Raw genomic sequence first — 15,549 nt, forward strand, 5'->3', positions numbered from 1 at the left:
GGCATGCTGAGTAACGATGGAGAGGAAGCAATGCAGGCGGCAAAGTCGATGTCAACCGAGCAGTCAGCGCAGCAGCCGAAGGTGGCTCTTCTTGCCAGAGGGGAAAGGGCTGGCCACGAGGATCCCCAGCCGCTCGCAGTCAGCACTCGCAAGCACTCCGTCCCGCTGGCGCGAACGGCTCTCATGCAGCGCTTTAACCGCAGCTTTCCGCCTTTTTATAGCCAGTTCGTCAGCAGCGAGGTGCAGGCTCAAAATCTGCGCTTGGCCTATGCCCTCTACCAAACCCGCAAGGCCGTGGTACAGATGCGGGACGAGCGCAGCAAGACGGTGGTTTGTCTGGCCTATCGCAACCGCCCTTCTCTGCTCAGCGACCTGTTTGGGGTGCTCACCGCTTTCAATCTCTCGGTGCACGGCATCCACCTTTACGGGCAGATCTACTCACCGCACTTGGTGTTTATCCGCGTCACCGTCTCGCGCGATGGCCACAGCCTTTCTGCCCAGACCAAGCTCAACCTAGAACGGGCTATTCACGAGTGCTTGGCGGGGGTGTTTCCCGTTCACGAAACCTTGGCGCTGGAGTTTGATCTCAAGGCCGGCTTGAAAGACACCCAGGTTTCTTTTTATTTTGACCCGGTGTTTCATCTGCCCACGCTGTTGGTGGATGTGGACAACCAGCCGGGCGTGTTTTACCGGGTGATGACCGCTCTGGCGCAGGAGGAGTTGACCGTTGTTCACCTCAATCTGATGCTCCGCCGCAAGCAGACGCGCTTCATTTTCTACTTGCTGGGGCCGGATGCAACTCCAACCCTGCCGGAGTTCCTAGGGCAAAAATTGGCGTTGAGCATCCAGCAGCGGCTGCAAGGGGATCCCGTCTAATCGGCACTAGATCTGCATAGGACTGGGGGGCAAATCGAAAAGGACGGTGCTCAGGTAGCGCTCGGCCCAGGCGGGGCCAAAAGCTTTTTCCAAAACGCGGCGGGTGCGGTCGTTTTGCTGTTGTTGGCTGCAGTAGCGCTGCTGCCCTTGGTAGTGGGCCAGGATCTGGACAGGATCTGTCTGCGGGGGGATCTGTTGCGCCAGCCGGCAGTGGATTTCCAGGTAACGGCAGGCAAAATACAAAAAGCGGTCGGCTTCCGCCTCATCGCCGGGCCGGATGAACAGGCAGTAGGGAGAAAAAATCGTCCCCCACGGCGGCAACTGGCGCCGGTTTTGGAAAGGGGCGAGATGAGCTCCCAAGGCTTCCAGCTCTTGAATGTAGGGATCCGGCAAAGTGGGGGTGACCGGCGAGAGATCGACGATGGCGGCGCTCACCTGGCCGCGGCCGGCCACAATGTCACAGCCAAACAGCGGCAGCGGGTACTGCGGCTGCGGAAACATGACGCAGTGGAGGATATCCAGGCTTTGCCCGGCCTGGGCCAGCTCCAGGTGCAGCTTGCGAAAGGGATCCCCTTGGTAGCAGCGGTTTTCGATCTGCAGTTTCTCGCCTTCCAGGCGGCCCTCCACATAGCCCAGCTCCGCCGGCAGGGCATAGGGAGCCAGGCTGAGGTGGGATCCCCAAATGCTCAGAATCGCCTCCGAAAGGCGCTGGATGAGGGGATGCAGTTGCGCTTGCAGAGCAGGGGCGGTGAACATGGGAGCCAAGAAGACCGGTTAAGCGACAAGTCCTCGAAAGCCCTGCCGGGCCAATCCGCAAAGGTGCCCTCCTGAGATCCAGGTTTCAGGAAGCTGAGGTGGGACTTAATAAAGCGAGGGATCCCAGCCAGTCCAGGGCTGCCGGGGGCTTTGGCGGAGGTGGAGAGGGCCGGATGCTGACCCTAGCGGGCGTTGGCAGCGTTGAGCGCCATTGGATTGATCGAGGACGGAAGGGGTGGGATTCGAACCCACGGTGACCTTGCGGCCACAACGCTTTTCGAGAGCGTCACAATCAACCACTCTGTCACCCTTCCAGTCTGCATAGGGCTTTACCATCTTAGCGGCAAACGGGCTATCCTGCCCGGATCCCCTCTCGTGGAATGGGGCAGATGCAAGCTGGCCAAGCACCCCAGGGCCAAAGCCCTTGGGGGGTACGGCCCGACCAGCCGGAAATGGCGGGGCAAATGAGATCATAGAGGTATGGCTGCCCTTTCCATTCACCACTTTCGCCAGGCCAAACAGGCGGGTCAACCGTTGGTGGCCCTCACGGCTGCTGACTACGCCACAGCGCAGATCTTGGATCGGGCCGGGATCGACTTGATCTTAGTAGGCGACAGCCTGGCCATGACCAGCTTGGGGCACAGCAGCACCTTGCCCCTGACTCTGGAACAGATGATCCACCACGCCCAGGCAGTGCGCCGCGGCGTAGAACGAGCCTTTTTGGTGGCCGACTTGCCTTTCTTGAGCTACCAAGTCTGCAAAGAGCAGGCCCTCCTCTCGGCAGGACGTCTGATGAAGGAGGCAGGGGTGAATGGGGTGAAGCTGGAGGGGGGCTACCCAGACATGGTGGAAACAGTGGCCTTTCTGGTCCAGCGAGGGATCCCGGTCTTGGGCCACATCGGCCTCACCCCACAGGCCAAACATCAACTGGGGGGGTATCGCCAGCAGGGGAAAACCCCCTCGGAGGCGGAGCGGCTGCGCCAGGAAGCCCTGAGCCTAGAGCGAGCAGGAGCCTTTGCCCTGGTTTTGGAACACATGCCGGCGGAATTGGCTGCCCAGATCACCCAGCAAGTCGGGATCCCGACTCTGGGGATTGGGGCTGGCCCGGCCTGCGACGGCCAAATTCTCGTCACCCACGACCTGCTCGGCCTCAGCGAGCGGATCCCGCCCTTCGCCAAAGCCTACGCCAACCTGCGAGAGGTGATCCGAGAAGCGGTGGAAGCCTTTGTCGGCGATGTTCATCAGAGACTGTTTCCCCCCACTTAGGGGATCCCCTGGGAAACTCGCAAGTATCACCTTCTGGCAGCTCAGTTGTTGGTTACTGCGCTCCCCTGGCGAGGATCTCCAGAAATTGGAAGCCAGTCGGGGCAGCCGATTGCCGCCTCTGTCAGAGCTTGCTGAGGATGGACAGCGCACTTGAGGTGGGGATCGCCGCTGTAAAACCTGCACTTGTGGCAGGGGATGCGGTGCATCTGTTGAGCTTGATGCAAGAAGTCCGCGACTGCTCTGGCCACCGTCCACAACGGCAAGAGTAGCAATAGCCACGCGATGGCCCCGCTCAGAGGAGGCGGAAGAGAGCTCATACAGGACACCAGCAATACAGAAGGATAGCTTGCTAGCCCCGTACTTTAGTGCGGAGCGGAAAAGCCCGTAAGCAGCTTTAGTTGCTTGCCAATAGTGTAGACGAGGCGTACCGTTCCCAGGCGAGCCTCTAATCACGGTGAAAAACCCGACCGGTGGCAAGCGTCTGCGAGATGCCAACCTCTCGGCCAACCTGCAAGGACTCCGTCCCGCTGACGCGATCAGACAAGTAAGCAGAACCTTGGGGCTTTGACTGAAAGAACTGTCTAGAGGCGGTTTGGCAACGCCTTTACAAGTTCGTTTTTGAACTGCGTAAGAATCCCCCCCCTTAGTCGGGGAAGTGTCAAGACGGGGTCAGGCTCGGCTGTATAACGTCCCCCAGAGAGGGAAAAGTTGGCAGTGAGAGATCCCACGCTGAAACTCCAATCTAATGGATTTTGGAAGGGGAGCGCAGGGTGTGCCAGGGTGGAGATACAGGCGATAATAGCTTCAGCAACGTGCCCTAGTGGGATCCTCTGCGATGGAAGCCTTCTTCGAGTTCCTTTGGTCTGCCTCGGCCGTTTTGCTGGTGATACTGGTGTTGTTGCATAGCCCCAAAGGGGATGGGCTGGCGGGCATTGGCGGCCAGGCCCAATTGTTCTCCAGCTCCAAAAGTGCCGAGCAGAACCTCAACCGCATCACCTGGACGGTGGCCACCCTCTTCCTCTCCATTAGCGTGGTGTTGGGGGCAGGCTGGCTCTTGGCAGCCACAGGCCCCTAGGGATCCCTGTCATCGTGGCGGTCATCTACTTGCACGGATTCGGCTCTGGGCCTCAATCGGCTAAGGCTACTTTTTTCCGGCAGCGGCTGCAGCAGCTTGGGATCCCTCTGCAGGTGCCCGATCTCAACCAGGGCAACTTTGCCCAGCTTACCTTGACCCGCCAGATCCGGCAGGTTTCTGAGCAGTTGGCGCAAATGGGCCATCCTCCCGTTACCCTTATTGGTTCGAGCTTGGGGGGACTGGTGGCCGCCTGGGTGGCCGAGCAGCAACCCTGCGTGCAGCGTCTGGTGCTCTTGGCACCGGCCTTTGGCTTTCTGGGCCATTGGCTGCCGCGGCTGGGGACGGAAGCGGTGGAAAGCTGGCAACGCACCGGCCAAATGCCAGTATTTCACTACGGAGAAGGCCGTCCGCTGCCGTTGGAGTACGGTTTTGTCACCGATGCCCAACGCTACCCGGATGGGGCGTTGCGCCGGCCTGTGCCCACCCTGATTGTGCATGGGATCCGGGACGAGATCATTCCCATCCAGTCCAGCCGTGACTACGTGGCCCGTCGCCCCTGGGCGCAACTGGTATCTGTAGAGAGCGACCACGCCCTCACCGACGTGTTGGATCCCATCTGGCAGGTTGCCAGCCGCTTTTGTGGCTGGGGGATGGCGACAGAGCAGCCTTGCTGGTGAGGGGATCCCTGTCCCGCGCTTGCCCAACGGTCTATGCCGCCCAAAATGCTCCGCGCCGCTGACGCGACTGCCGGCCTGCTTTTGGATATGGACGGGGTGATCGTGGATTCGGAGCCGATCCACGCCCGCGCCGGGACTATCGCCCTGCAGCGCTGTCAGATCTCTCTGGATCTGGCCCCCATCTCCCTGCAGTTTAAGGGGCGCACCGACCGGGACATGTTCGAGTATCTTGTGGAACACCTGACGGACACCCCGCCTGCGGAACGATCCCTGCTGGTGCAGCGTTTGATCGAGGAAAAGGCCAAGGCTTTTGGCGAGCTGCTGGGGGAGGTGCCGCTGGTGCCGGGGGTGCTGGAGTTTTTGGCGGCCAGCCGCCGCCGCTTCTCAGCCCTGGCCCTCACCACCTCAGCCACCCGTCGGGATCAAGAGCAGATCTTTCAGCGCTTTAACCTGGGCCGCTGGTTCGACGCCGTGGTTACTGCCGAAGATATCCGGCGGGCCAAGCCCGACCCCGAGCCCTACTTGAAAACGGCTGCCAAGGTGGGCTTGGATCCCAGTCTGTGTTTGGTGGTCGAAGACTCCACCCACGGGATCCGCGCCGCCAAGAGGGCCGGCTGTTGGGCGGTTGGCCTGACCACTGCTTTCACCGCCGAGGAACTGCGCCGGGCGGGGGCCGATGCCGTGGTGGACAGCTTTGCCGAGCTGGCAGCACTTCTAGACCTGGGGGGTAAGGGGAAACAGCTCTAGCTCATCACCATGCCGCCGTCGATGGCGAAGACCTGCCCGGTGATGTAGGCTGCCGCCGGGTCGGCCGCCAAAAAGCGCACCAGCCCCGCCACCTCTGCCGGGGATCCCAGTCGCCCCAGGGGGATCTGGGCCAGGATGGGGCCGGGATCCAGCTTCTCGGTCATCTGGGTGGTGATAAAGCCGGGGGCGACGGCGTTGACGGTGATGTTGCGGCTGGCCAGCTCGCGGGCTGCCGTCTTGGTCAGGCCCACCACCCCTGCTTTGGCGGCGCTGTAGTTGGCCTGGCCGGGATTGCCCACCAGGCCCACCACCGAGGTGATGTTGATGATGCGTCCCTGCCGCTGCTTGACCATGATCTTGGCGGCCGCCTTCAGACACAGAAAGACGCCGGTGAGATTGAGATCCAGCACCGCCTGCCAGTCTTCCGGCTTCATGCGCAGCAGCAAGGTGTCGCGGGCCATGCCGGCATTGTTCACCAGCACGTCCACCCGGCCCCAGCGCCCCATCACCTGCTCGAAGAGTTGTTCCACCGCCTGCGGCTGGGAGACATCGGCGGCCACAGCCATCCCTTCGCCCCCCAGGGCGGCGATCTCCTGCAGCAGCGACTCGGCCTCGGCGGCGGAGCGAGCGTAGTTGACGACCACCTTGGCGCCAATCGCCCCCAAGTGAAGGGCAATGGCCCGGCCAATGCCCCGGCTGGCTCCGGTGACCACCGCCACCTGGTTATGGAGCGAGGGCAAGGGGAGAAGTTCAGACATAGGCAGCAGCTTCCCGCTTATTTCTACCGCCGCAACAGTATAGGATGCTTTGGCCTTGTCTGGGGCGGGGAGACTCCCCCCTATGGCCGTTCCAACAGCGATGAGACCGCCTGTCGCCTCGATCCCAAACTCCCCTCTCCTCTTGGGAGAGGGGCTGGGGGTGAGGGCTAGCTCCTCTTGGGAGAGGGGCCGCGGCTGGTCGCATCAGCAGCGCGGAGCGTTTGAGCAACTGGCTGGGGAGACCCCCTCGCGTCAGCGGGCCGCAGGCCCCAACGGTAGGTGCTGTCGCTGCTCGCGCAAGCGGAACGGTGTTCCCTAAGCGCTGACGCCAGGAGGATCCTTGCCCTCTGGGGAGAAACCAGTAAGCTGGGCCAGATTAAGATCGATGGCTAGGCCTAGCCGAGGAACCGTCCATGCAAGTGGAGTTTCGCGAGTGCGATCCGGGAAATCTCTGGATCTGGTTTGAGTTTGCGGAGCCGCCGGTTCCAGCGGAGCTGGAGTACCTCAAGGAGGTGCTGGAATCCTGGTATGTGCTGGGCAAGCTGGGGGGATTCAACGCCGAGCGCCTGGTGGCCCAAGAGGCGGAGGTGGATCTGAGCTATTTGGAGTACCCCAGCGACTCAGCTCCCTTGACCTCCCTGATGCACAACATGGGATCCTTGGAAGAAAAGGGCAACTGGGCCCGCTGCTGGTTTGACCTGGGCACGGCCGATGCCTTGGCGCTGGATGTGCTGATCAACGCCCTGCGCACCCTCAGCCTCGAGTACATTAACCTCAGCCGCGTCATCATCGGCGGGCAGAACGAGGACTGGCCAACACCGGATCCCGAGGAGACCGATGTCTATGATGATCTCAACGGCTACCTGCGGGATCATTGGGGGGAAGAGGGAGAGCTGGAATAGCTCCTACTCCAGGTAGCCCAGCTCTTGCATCCGCCGCACCAAGTCTGTGTTGCTTTCCATGTCAACTCGGCGAGGAGCGGTGCTGGGCCGGCGCGATTCTGCCCACTCCAACCACTGCCTCAGCCCTTGCCGCAGGCGGTCTAGCCAAGCCTGGGGGGAAAGGGATCCCGGCTCAGAAGGGATCCCGGCCGCCAGCAAGTCCTGCAGTTCCGCCGGATCCTGCTCCAGGTTGTAGAGGCTGGGGCGATCTCCGGTTTGGATCAGCTTGGTCACCCCTTCGTAGAGAGCGCGGCGGGTGTCGTAACAGGCGCGCGCCTGCAGCAGGTTGTCGTTGCGGTTTTCCATGGCGCGCAGGAGAATCTGGGGCGGGAAGGCTTCGCTGAGCACCACTCCCTGCTCCGGATCCTCGCCGGCCAGGGTGCGGCTCAGGCTGAGGCGGGCGATCTCGCGGCGAAGCTGGAGGCTGACGCGGGGGGCGCCGTTGGCTAGAGAAAGGCTGGGGCGGAAGCCGGCTGCTTCCAAGAGAGTATGGAAGAGGCGGCGGGTGGAAACGGGGGTGGCCACGCGCTTTCCTGCTGGAAAGTAGCCGGGGTAGTGCAGGATCAGGGGGACGCGGATCAGCTCTTCGTAAACCACAAAGGCGTGGCCGACAAAGTCGTGTTCCCCTAAGCCTTCGCCGTGATCGGCGACGATGGCCACCAGGGTGTTCTGCTCTAGGCCGGTGTGGCGCAGGGTCTCGAAGACGGATCCCAGCAGGTGATCCTGGTAGGCCACCTCGGCATCGTAGATGTCCCTGAGCACCTGGGCCTGCAGCGGGGAAAGCGGCTGGGGCAGGGGCGCCATCCAGCGGTAGGGCTGGGCGTTATACTCCCGCAAAAAGTCGCGCGCCTCGCGGTTGGTCTTGAAGTAGGGAGCATATTTCTGCACAAAGGGCTCCGGCGGCCAGTAGGGCAGGTGGGGCTCCATCAGGTTGACAAAGCAAAAGAAGGGCGGCGCTTGCCCATCCAACTGGCGGCGGGCCATCTGCTGCAAGTAACCGTTGAGGTCAGCAATGGAGGCAGCCGTGTTGCCCTTGAAGTTCATCAGCCGGGTCCAGAGGGAGGCAAACCAGGGGTGCAGCGCCAGTTGGAAGAGAGTATCAGAGCGGGCAAAGGCGTTTTGCACCGGGTAGGAGAGGCGGCGCCAAAACTGGGTGTAGGCGGCCAGCCAGCGGTTGAGGGGGGTGGGCAAGGGATTGCCTTCGGGGGGGCGGGTGGGCAGGGCCCCGCCGTAGTTGTAGAAGGTGTCAAAGCCGCGCCGCAGTCCGTTTTTCAGGATCCCGACCAGGGGGTTGTTGCAAAAGCCCACGGTGGTGTAGCCGCCCAGTTTCAACAGCTCCGCCAGGGTGGGCAGGGCGGGGCTCAGCTCCAGGTCTGCCTGGACAGTCTGGTGGGTGCTGGGATATTCCCCCGTAAACAGGGAGGCGTGGGAGGGGATCGTCCACTGGGCGGGGGCGATGGCCCGCTCGAAGAGGGTGGATTCTGCCGCCAGCCGATCCAGGTTGGGGCTGGTGGGCACCTGACGGGCCCGCTCTTCCTCTGACCAGTAGCAGGAAAGGCGATCCGCCCGTTGGGTATCGAGCACGATCAACAGAATGTTGGGGCGTTCCCCCAAGGCGGCCTCTGCCATTGCTGAACTCCTCACCACAACCCACCCAACACGGTTCTTAAACTATCTTGACATGCTCCTGTCGGCCCTTTGTCGCCGGCTCCTAGGGCAAAGTGAGCTGGGTTTGGCTGTTGCCCTGGATCCGGGCGGTGTTGGCCTGCCAGTCTAGGATGCCGCTGTCGCCGCTCACGGTCAGGGCTTGTCCGGGCTGGCGGTAGCGCACATTGCCCAGGGCCTGCAGTTGGGTGGAGCCGATGCGCCAGCGGATCTCTTGGGCCTGCAACTCTTGGCCGGTTTGCAGGGACTCCGTCCCGCCAACGCGAACGGCTTTGGCTTTCACGTTGCCCAGCAGGCGCAGCTCGGTTAGGGGCAGCGGAGCCCGCAACTGCTCGCCGCTGAGGCGCACCCTTTGCTGGGGGGCATCCACCTCGACTGCTCCCAGCGCCTGCACCTCGCCGGCGCCAAATTCCCACAAGAAACGGCGGGCGGCCAGCTCCAGCTCCGGATCCCGATACTTGGCCCGCACCGGTTGGCTCGGATCCCGATTCTCCAGTTGCATCTGGGCTTGGCCAAAGTCGATGCGCAAGCGATCCCCCTCCAGAGATCCCCGGCCGTCCAACAGCTCCACCTGCACCTGGCCCTCGGCTTCGAGGAGGCGCTGTTCCGGCAACCACTGCAGCCGCTCTGCCTGCAGGCGCAGGTTGTCCCGCTCCGATTCCACCTCCACCTGGCCCGTCAGTTCCAGCCGCCGCTCGCCGGGGTAGGCGGATCCCCGCTCGGCCCGGACGCGAATGGCGCGATCCTCTGCGTCGAAAAACTCTCCCTCGATAGACTGCAAATGGGCGGATCCCAACTGCACGGGAGTGGTGCCATTTTCTGGGGGGGACTCGTATTCGGCCAGGCGAGCCTGGAGGCGCCAGAGCAGGCCACCATCGGGTTTGGCCTGGGTGAGGGTGATGTCTTCGTAGATCAACTGGGGGGTGGAGATAGGTGCGGAAGGAGCCTCGGGATCCCTGGCCGGGGGTGGCTCCGGCCCACCACAGGCAGCGCTCAGCAGGGCCAAAACCACTAGCCAACCTAGGATCCGAGAAGAACTGGGCTGCATGGCTCTCTCTCTTGCGCGCTTTCTCCTACCCTAGCTTTACCCTGCCGCTGGGCCGGATGGGATCCCGCTGTGGCATCATCAGGGCAGGGTATTGCGGGGGCAGGTGTGACCCAACTGTTGCAACTGTTCATCTACGGCCTCGTCCTGGGCAGCATCTATGCTTTGGGGGCGATTGGGGTGTCTCTCACGTTTGGCATTTTGCGCTTTGCCAACTTTGCCCACGGGGATCTGATGACCTTGGGGGCCTACTTTGCCCTGACGTTTGTCGGCTGGGGTTGGCCGCTAGAGGTGAGCTGGATCCCGGCGGCCTTGGCGACAGCACTGTGTGCGGTGGGGATCGACCAACTGGTCTATTGCCGCCTGCGCCGGGAAGCGCCGGTGATTTTGCTGATCTCTTCTTTTGGCACGGCCCTGATCTTGCGCAGCTTGGTGCAGATTCTCTGGGGGCCCAACAACCAGGTGTACCGCAGCGGCATCCAGTTGCCCTGGCAGTTTTGGGGGCTGCGCGTCAAGCCGGATTGGGTAGCGATTCTGGTGGGAACGGCGCTGTTGGTGGTGGCGCTGCACCTGTTTTTGCAGCACACGCGGGTGGGGAAAGCCATGCGGGCCATGGCCGACAATTTTGACTTGGCCAAGGTGACCGGCATCGATACGGAGCGGATCATTCTCTGGACTTGGGCCATTGGCGCCGCCTTGGCCTGTGTGGCGGGCATCTTCCTGGGCCTGGATACGCGGCTGCACCCCACCATGGGCTGGCGGCTGCTGTTGCCCGTTTTCGCTGCAGCCATCCTCGGCGGCATTGGTCGCCCTTACGGGGCCATCGCCGGGGGGCTGGTGATTGGCCTGGCGGAGGAGTTTTCTACTTTGGTGCTCAGCCCAGCCTACAAGACGGGGGTGGCCTTTGCCATTCTGGTGCTGTTGCTGATCTTGCGGCCCACAGGGCTGTTGGGAGGACGGGCCTGATGTTGAGCTACGCCATTTTCTTTTTGGTTTTGGTGGGGATCTACGGCGTGCTGGTGCTGGGCCTCAATATCCAGTGGGGCTACGCCGGCATGTTCAACATTGGGGTGGGGGCCTTTTTTGCTGTGGGGGCCTACGCCAGCGCCATTGCCACGACGCCGCCCACCCCTGAGCACCTGGGCGGGTTCGATCTGCCGTTCTGGGTGGGCTTTGCCATGGCGGTGGTCGCCGCCGGGGCGATCGCCTTCTTGATCGGCTTGATCACCCTCAAGCTGCGCTCCGACTACTTGGCCATCGCCACCATCGGCATTGCCGAGATCATCAGCCAAATCCTGAAAAACGAGGGCTGGCTGACCAACGGCGTGCGTGGCATCACCCGCATTCCGCGGCCCTTTCGCGGCTGGATCCCAGGACAGGATACGCTGCTGTACTTGGGCTTGGTGCTGCTGGTCTTGGCGGTGGTTTACTGGCTGAGCGAGCGGGCCTATCGCTCTCCTTGGGGACGGGTGCTGCGGGCTATCCGCGAGGACGAGCCGGCAGCCCTAGCCGCTGGCAAAGATGTGCTCCAGTTTCGTTTGCAGGCATTTGTCCTGGGATCCATGCTCATGGGGCTGGCGGGGGCGCTCTATGCCCATTTTGTCAACTTCATCAGCCCGGAAGCCTTCCAGCCGGAGTTTGCCACCTTCATCGTCTGGGTGATGTTGATTGCCGGGGGCAGCGGCAACAACCGCGGCGCCCTGCTGGGGGCGCTGGTGATTTGGGGCGTGTGGTCGGGCAGCGAATGGTTGACCAACCGTCTGCCGCCCCAATGGGCCACCCGGGCCGGCCCCTTGCGCATTTTGTTGATCGGGATCTTGCTGCAGGTGATTCTTCTCACGCGCTCCCAAGGGCTGTTGCCAGAACGTCCGCCCAAGCCTGTTGTGGCTACTTCCGTTTCGTCTAAGCAGAACCCAGCAGGATAGGATGGGGTCGGCTGCAGCCGTTGTTGACGTGTTTGAGACAACCCAGACCTCTGCCACCATGACTCCGCGCCCCCAGGAAACGGACTCTCCCTTGTCGCCCCACAACCCCGACGCGACAGGCTGCCATCCCGATGCCGGACAGCCCGGGATCCCGACTGCGCCCATCCAGGAGGGCTATGCCTTGCCGGAGCAGTATTTCAACCGCGAGCTGAGCTGGATCGAGTTCAACGCCCGAGTGTTGCACGAGGCTCTGGACGAGCGCACTCCCCTGTTGGAGCGGCTGAAGTTTCTGGCCATCTTCGAGAGCAACCTGGACGAATTCTTCATGGTGCGAGTGGCGGTGATTCGCCGTCAGCTGGAGACGGGTGTGTTGGTGCTGACTCCAGATGGCCTCACACCGCAGCAGCAGTTGCGGCAGATCTCCAATCGCCTGCGCCCCCTGATTCAAAAGTTACACGAGTGTTTTCGGCAGGAACTGGTGCCTAAGCTAGCGGAACAGGGCATTCACATCCGCGATTTTTCCGAGCTGGCCGAACCGGAGCGGCAGGAGCTGCGGGAGTATTTCGACCGCCGCCTGTTTCCCGTGCTCACCCCCTTGGCGGTGGATCCGGGCCATCCTTTTCCCTATATCTCCAACCTCAGCCTCAGCTTGGCGGTGGTGGTGCGGGATCCGGAGACCGGCAAGGAACACTTTGCCCGCGTCAAGGTGCCCAACACCCTGCCCCGCTTTGTGCCGCTGCGGGACGGGGTGAGCTTCGTGCCGCTGGATCAGGTGATCGCCCATCACCTGGAGGCCCTGTTCGTGGGCATGGAAGTGCTGGAGTACTACCCCTTCCGCATCACTCGCGACGCCGATCTGGAGATCCAAGAGGACGAGGCCGACGATCTGCTGGCAGCCATTCAAGAAGAGCTGCGCAAACGGCGCTTTGGCTCGGTGGTGCGCATGGAGATCGCCAAGTCGATGCCCTCTGCCATTCGCCAACGGCTGTGCGAAGAGCTGCATCTGGATGCCGACTCCGTTTACGAGGTGGATGGGCTCCTCAACATGGGGGGGCTGATGGCGTTTCTCAACCTCAACCGCCCTGATTTAAAAGATCCCCCTTGGGGGCCCGTCACCCCTCCCCGCTTGCGTACTGCCTCGGTCAGCGATGAGCCGGTGGATATCTTCTCCGTCATCCGGGAAGGGGATCTGCTGGTGCACCACCCCTACGATTCCTTTGCTGCCAGTGTGGAACGGTTTTTGGAGGAGGCGGCCAACGATCCCCAGGTGCTCACCATCAAGCAAACCCTCTACCGCACCTCCGGCGACTCCTCGGTGGTGGGATCCCTCATCCAGGCTGCCGAGAACGGCAAGCAGGTGGCCGCCCTGGTGGAACTCAAAGCCCGTTTCGACGAAGAAAACAACATCCTCTGGGCCAAGAAGCTGGAAAAAGCTGGGGTGCACGTGGCCTACGGCCTGCCGGGGCTGAAGATCCACTGCAAACTGGCGCTGGTGGTGCGGGAAGAGGGGGGATCCCTGCGCCGCTATGTCCACATCGGCACCGGCAACTACAACCCCAAGACCGCCCGCATCTACACTGACTTGGGCCTGTTTACCTGCGATGAGACTCTCTGTAACGATGTAACAGAATTGTTTAACCTGCTGACGGGCTATTCGCGGCAACGGCACTTCCGCAAGCTGCTGGTGGCCCCTCGCACCCTGCGCCAGGGGATGGAAGCCTTGATCCGGAGAGAGATGCGCCATGCCCAAGCCGGCCAGGGGGGACGCATCATCGTCAAGGTCAACTCCCTCACCGACCCGCGCATGATCCAAGTGCTCTACGAGGCCAGCCAGGCAGGGGTGGAGATCGACCTCATTGTGCGTGGCATGTGCTGCCTGAAGCCAGGGATCCCGGGCCTGAGCGAGCGCATCCGTGTCATCAGCATCATCGGGCGCTTCTTGGAGCACTCCCGCATCTTCTACTTCTACAACGGCGGCCAGGAAGAGTACTTCATCGGCAGCGCCGACTACATGACCCGCAACCTGGATCGCCGCGTCGAGGTGGTAACCCCTGTAGAGGATCCCCTGTTGCAGCAAGAGCTGAAGGCGATCTTGGAGATCTGTCTGACGGATAACCGGCAAGCTTGGGAATTGCGTCCCGATGGCACCTACGTACAGCGACAGCCCAAGCCGGGAGAGCCGGTACGCTCCACCCACCAACGCCTGATGGAGCGGGCCGCCAGCCGCCTTTAGCCCTCACCCCCGGTCCCCTCTCTCTCTGGGAAGTTGGCTTAGGAGCGAGGGGTTTGGGCAGCTTCGGCCTCTTGCTCGCCCAGGGCGATCACCTGCTCGGTGGCCTGCAGCGAAGACTGCAAGCTCTCCAACTTTTGTCGGCTGGAGCGGTTCAGCCCCGCCTCAATGCCGTTCACCAAGAGCTGATCCAGAGAGAACCAACCGCCGCCATTGACGGCAAAGGCCAAGAAGATGGTCGCGTAGATGGCCGATAGCTCCAGGTAAGGAATGCTGAAGCCGGCCACCTTGATGTGGTGAAACATGGCCACCGCCATCGTGGCCACCAGGCTCAATGCGGCGGGCCGCGTGAACAGGCCCAGGGCCACCAGGGGAGCTGCGATCAGTTCAGTGTAGGCGGCTACATAGGAGAAAAAGATGGGGAACGGCAAGCCGATCACTTCCACATAGGCCGCCGCAAACCCTTCGATATCGGCCAGCTTGTCGAGGCCGTTGTGAATCATGAATAGCCCCGCCACCACCCGCAAGACGGTCCACCCCAACTGGGACCACCGCGGAGGAACGCTGTCGTGACGCAAAACCGAGACGAGCAGCACGGGAAACTGCTGAGTGAGTGCCATGAGATGCAACCTGCAATGCAAAGATGCTAACTATTGTAACGATTCTAAATTTCTGTAACAAGACCAGGGCGGGATCCCCTGTCCTTCGGAGGCCGGATCGTCGGCCATTGGGTTGGGGGTGGGCGCAGCAACAGAGGGGATCCCTGCCCCCGCAGCGTCGCTTGGACAAGATGCGCCCAAGCCGTTCTCGAGTGCCTATCCTTGTGAAGTGTTGGCGCAATTCTTCTGGCAGACGATCCCTGTCTTTAGCTAATCCGCCGTTCGCGCTAGCGGGACGTAGTCCTGGAAGCCCCGCTCTGTACCCCCCTATATCCCAGCCCCCCAGTCCCCCCGTATACGGGGGGATATAGGGGGGCGGGCCGGCCAGAGTCGGGATGAGAGGCGGGAGCGTTCAACAGGTACAATGCATTCATCATGAGAACCGCTTACCAGTACCGCTTGCGCCCTACTGCTAGCCAAGTCGCCCTGATGGGTGAGTGGCTGGAGCTGCTGCGTAAGCAGTACAACTATCGCTTGGCAGAACGGTTCAACGGGTGGGAGCAAAATCGCTTTCCCTCAGATGAAGCAGGACTGTATCCGGGGAAAGTTTATCCATCTGCCCAAGATTGGGCCGGTCAAGCTCATCCAACACCGTCCTTTGCCGGACGGCTTCGTGATTAAAACGGCCACCATCACCCGCAAGGTGGATGGGTGGTACTTCACCTTGAGCCTGCAGGATCCGTCTGTCCCGGAATGGAGCCCTGACCCGCCAACGTGGGAAAACACGATGGGGATAACCTGGGGCTAAGCTCTTTCTTGGTCACCGATGAGGGTGAGGCGGTTGAGGTTCCTCAGCATTACCGTAGGGCGCAAAAGCCCCTCAAGCGGCTGCAACGGTCTGTATCGCGCAAGCAGAAGGGGTCAAACCGCTACCAGAAAGCGGTCAAGAGGTTGAGCAAGGCACATCAGAAAGTAGCCAACCAGCGCCG

18 protein-coding genes and 1 tRNA gene are annotated in these 15,549 nt (G+C 62.0%); 13 read left to right on the forward strand and 6 right to left on the reverse strand.

Annotation, left to right across the window (positions count from 1 at the left end; all coding sequences use genetic code 11):
- Nucleotides 1–48 precede the first annotated feature (48 nt).
- The gene (locus NW846_RS03165; RefSeq protein WP_414515298.1) at nt 49–876 is read left to right on the forward strand and encodes a hypothetical protein; all 828 of its coding nucleotides are present in this window, start codon (nt 49–51) and stop codon (nt 874–876) included.
- Between the two features lie 6 nt (nt 877–882).
- Here NW846_RS03165 and NW846_RS03170 read toward each other — a convergent pair whose 3' ends face one another.
- Nucleotides 883–1,632: a phycocyanobilin:ferredoxin oxidoreductase gene (locus tag NW846_RS03170; protein ID WP_099812816.1), complete on the reverse strand. Its 750-nt coding sequence runs from the start codon at nt 1,630–1,632 to the stop codon at nt 883–885.
- 227 nt (nt 1,633–1,859) lie between these two features.
- A tRNA-Ser gene (locus NW846_RS03175) sits at nt 1,860–1,946 on the reverse strand.
- 166 nt (nt 1,947–2,112) lie between these two features.
- Here NW846_RS03175 and panB point away from each other — a divergent pair.
- From panB to NW846_RS03200, 5 genes are all read left to right on the forward strand, one after another.
- Nucleotides 2,113–2,898: a 3-methyl-2-oxobutanoate hydroxymethyltransferase gene (gene panB / locus NW846_RS03180; protein ID WP_011431283.1), complete on the forward strand. Its 786-nt coding sequence runs from the start codon at nt 2,113–2,115 to the stop codon at nt 2,896–2,898.
- Nucleotides 2,899–3,035: 137 nt separating this feature from the next.
- Complete coding sequence (locus NW846_RS03185; RefSeq protein ID WP_255322492.1) at nt 3,036–3,167, forward strand: hypothetical protein; 132 nt, start codon at nt 3,036–3,038, stop codon at nt 3,165–3,167.
- Nucleotides 3,168–3,733: 566 nt separating this feature from the next.
- The gene (gene secG / locus NW846_RS03190; protein ID WP_414346163.1) at nt 3,734–3,973 is read left to right on the forward strand and encodes a preprotein translocase subunit SecG; all 240 of its coding nucleotides are present in this window, start codon (nt 3,734–3,736) and stop codon (nt 3,971–3,973) included.
- Between the two features lie 14 nt (nt 3,974–3,987).
- Nucleotides 3,988–4,650, forward strand: a complete 663-nt coding sequence (locus tag NW846_RS03195; protein ID WP_414346160.1) for a YqiA/YcfP family alpha/beta fold hydrolase — start codon at nt 3,988–3,990, stop codon at nt 4,648–4,650.
- 45 nt (nt 4,651–4,695) lie between these two features.
- Entirely contained in the window at nt 4,696–5,397 is a 702-nt protein-coding gene (locus tag NW846_RS03200; RefSeq protein ID WP_414402090.1) for an HAD family hydrolase, read from the forward strand.
- On the opposite strand, the gene fabG is transcribed toward NW846_RS03200, so the two are convergent.
- Nucleotides 5,394–6,137 (reverse strand): 3-oxoacyl-[acyl-carrier-protein] reductase, encoded by a 744-nt coding sequence (gene fabG, locus NW846_RS03205; protein ID WP_228375524.1) that lies wholly within the window; start codon nt 6,135–6,137, stop codon nt 5,394–5,396. The two genes, NW846_RS03200 and fabG, sit on opposite strands and share 4 nt — an antisense overlap.
- Nucleotides 6,138–6,568: 431 nt before the next feature.
- Here fabG and NW846_RS03210 point away from each other — a divergent pair, with 431 nt between their 5' ends.
- Entirely contained in the window at nt 6,569–7,057 is a 489-nt protein-coding gene (locus tag NW846_RS03210; protein WP_011431276.1) for a DUF3531 family protein, read from the forward strand.
- Nucleotides 7,058–7,060: 3 nt separating this feature from the next.
- Here NW846_RS03210 and NW846_RS03215 read toward each other — a convergent pair whose 3' ends face one another.
- Complete coding sequence (locus NW846_RS03215) at nt 7,061–8,725, reverse strand: sulfatase (protein ID WP_099835766.1); 1,665 nt, start codon at nt 8,723–8,725, stop codon at nt 7,061–7,063.
- An 82-nt stretch (nt 8,726–8,807) separates the two neighbouring features.
- Nucleotides 8,808–9,809 carry an LPS export ABC transporter periplasmic protein LptC gene (gene lptC, locus NW846_RS03220; protein ID WP_011431274.1) on the reverse strand — a complete coding sequence of 334 codons (1,002 nt, stop codon included), beginning with the start codon at nt 9,807–9,809 and terminating at the stop codon, nt 8,808–8,810.
- Between the two features lie 105 nt (nt 9,810–9,914).
- Between lptC and NW846_RS03225 the strand changes: the two genes are divergently transcribed.
- Genes NW846_RS03225 through NW846_RS03235 form a run of 3 tightly spaced genes read left to right on the forward strand, consistent with a single transcriptional unit; the run spans nt 9,915 to nt 13,964 of the window.
- The gene (locus NW846_RS03225) at nt 9,915–10,772 is read left to right on the forward strand and encodes a branched-chain amino acid ABC transporter permease (protein WP_414346153.1); all 858 of its coding nucleotides are present in this window, start codon (nt 9,915–9,917) and stop codon (nt 10,770–10,772) included.
- A complete protein-coding gene (locus NW846_RS03230; RefSeq protein ID WP_011431272.1) occupies nt 10,772–11,731 on the forward strand; it encodes a branched-chain amino acid ABC transporter permease in 960 nt (319 codons plus the stop codon). The genes NW846_RS03225 and NW846_RS03230 overlap by 1 nt, the downstream gene beginning before the upstream one ends.
- A gap of 1 nt (nt 11,732) precedes the next feature.
- Nucleotides 11,733–13,964, forward strand: a complete 2,232-nt coding sequence (locus NW846_RS03235; RefSeq protein WP_414346150.1) for an RNA degradosome polyphosphate kinase — start codon at nt 11,733–11,735, stop codon at nt 13,962–13,964.
- A gap of 38 nt (nt 13,965–14,002) precedes the next feature.
- Here the strand turns inward: NW846_RS03235 and NW846_RS03240 are convergent, their stop codons facing one another.
- A complete protein-coding gene (locus NW846_RS03240) occupies nt 14,003–14,581 on the reverse strand; it encodes a DoxX family protein (RefSeq protein WP_414346147.1) in 579 nt (192 codons plus the stop codon).
- A gap of 414 nt (nt 14,582–14,995) precedes the next feature.
- Here NW846_RS03240 and NW846_RS03245 point away from each other — a divergent pair, with 414 nt between their 5' ends.
- The 3 genes from NW846_RS03245 to NW846_RS03255 form a co-directional block, all read left to right on the forward strand.
- Nucleotides 14,996–15,241: a helix-turn-helix domain-containing protein gene (locus NW846_RS03245; RefSeq protein ID WP_228375326.1), complete on the forward strand. Its 246-nt coding sequence runs from the start codon at nt 14,996–14,998 to the stop codon at nt 15,239–15,241.
- Nucleotides 15,141–15,368 carry a hypothetical protein gene (locus NW846_RS03250; protein WP_240531074.1) on the forward strand — a complete coding sequence of 76 codons (228 nt, stop codon included), beginning with the start codon at nt 15,141–15,143 and terminating at the stop codon, nt 15,366–15,368. Before NW846_RS03245 ends, NW846_RS03250 begins: the two co-directional genes overlap by 101 nt.
- Nucleotides 15,335–15,549: transposase (locus NW846_RS03255; protein ID WP_414515309.1), on the forward strand; the 215-nt coding region annotated here is incomplete at its 3' end. The genes NW846_RS03250 and NW846_RS03255, both read left to right, overlap by 34 nt.

Origin of the sequence: Synechococcus sp. W60.3 (genome assembly GCF_047502615.1) — a bacterium.
GTDB lineage: Bacteria > Cyanobacteriota > Cyanobacteriia > Thermostichales > Thermostichaceae > Thermostichus.

Excerpts from the sequence above, each read along its gene's own strand:
- NW846_RS03170 (WP_099812816.1), bottom strand. The coding sequence starts at position 1,632 with ATGTTCACCGCCCCTGCTCTGCAAGCGCAACTGCATCCCCTCATCCAG.
- NW846_RS03200 (WP_414402090.1), top strand. The coding sequence starts at position 4,696 with ATGCTCCGCGCCGCTGACGCGACTGCCGGCCTGCTTTTGGATATGGAC.
- NW846_RS03245 (WP_228375326.1), top strand. The coding sequence starts at position 14,996 with ATGAGAACCGCTTACCAGTACCGCTTGCGCCCTACTGCTAGCCAAGTC.
- NW846_RS03215 (WP_099835766.1), bottom strand. The coding sequence starts at position 8,725 with ATGGCAGAGGCCGCCTTGGGGGAACGCCCCAACATTCTGTTGATCGTG.
- secG (WP_414346163.1), top strand. The coding sequence starts at position 3,734 with ATGGAAGCCTTCTTCGAGTTCCTTTGGTCTGCCTCGGCCGTTTTGCTG.
- panB (WP_011431283.1), top strand. The coding sequence starts at position 2,113 with ATGGCTGCCCTTTCCATTCACCACTTTCGCCAGGCCAAACAGGCGGGT.
- NW846_RS03230 (WP_011431272.1), top strand. The coding sequence starts at position 10,772 with ATGTTGAGCTACGCCATTTTCTTTTTGGTTTTGGTGGGGATCTACGGC.
- NW846_RS03185 (WP_255322492.1), top strand. The coding sequence starts at position 3,036 with ATGGACAGCGCACTTGAGGTGGGGATCGCCGCTGTAAAACCTGCACTT.
- lptC (WP_011431274.1), bottom strand. The coding sequence starts at position 9,809 with ATGCAGCCCAGTTCTTCTCGGATCCTAGGTTGGCTAGTGGTTTTGGCC.
- NW846_RS03165 (WP_414515298.1), top strand. The coding sequence starts at position 49 with ATGTCAACCGAGCAGTCAGCGCAGCAGCCGAAGGTGGCTCTTCTTGCC.
- NW846_RS03250 (WP_240531074.1), top strand. The coding sequence starts at position 15,141 with ATGAAGCAGGACTGTATCCGGGGAAAGTTTATCCATCTGCCCAAGATT.
- NW846_RS03240 (WP_414346147.1), bottom strand. The coding sequence starts at position 14,581 with ATGGCACTCACTCAGCAGTTTCCCGTGCTGCTCGTCTCGGTTTTGCGT.
- NW846_RS03235 (WP_414346150.1), top strand. The coding sequence starts at position 11,733 with ATGGGGTCGGCTGCAGCCGTTGTTGACGTGTTTGAGACAACCCAGACC.
- NW846_RS03210 (WP_011431276.1), top strand. The coding sequence starts at position 6,569 with ATGCAAGTGGAGTTTCGCGAGTGCGATCCGGGAAATCTCTGGATCTGG.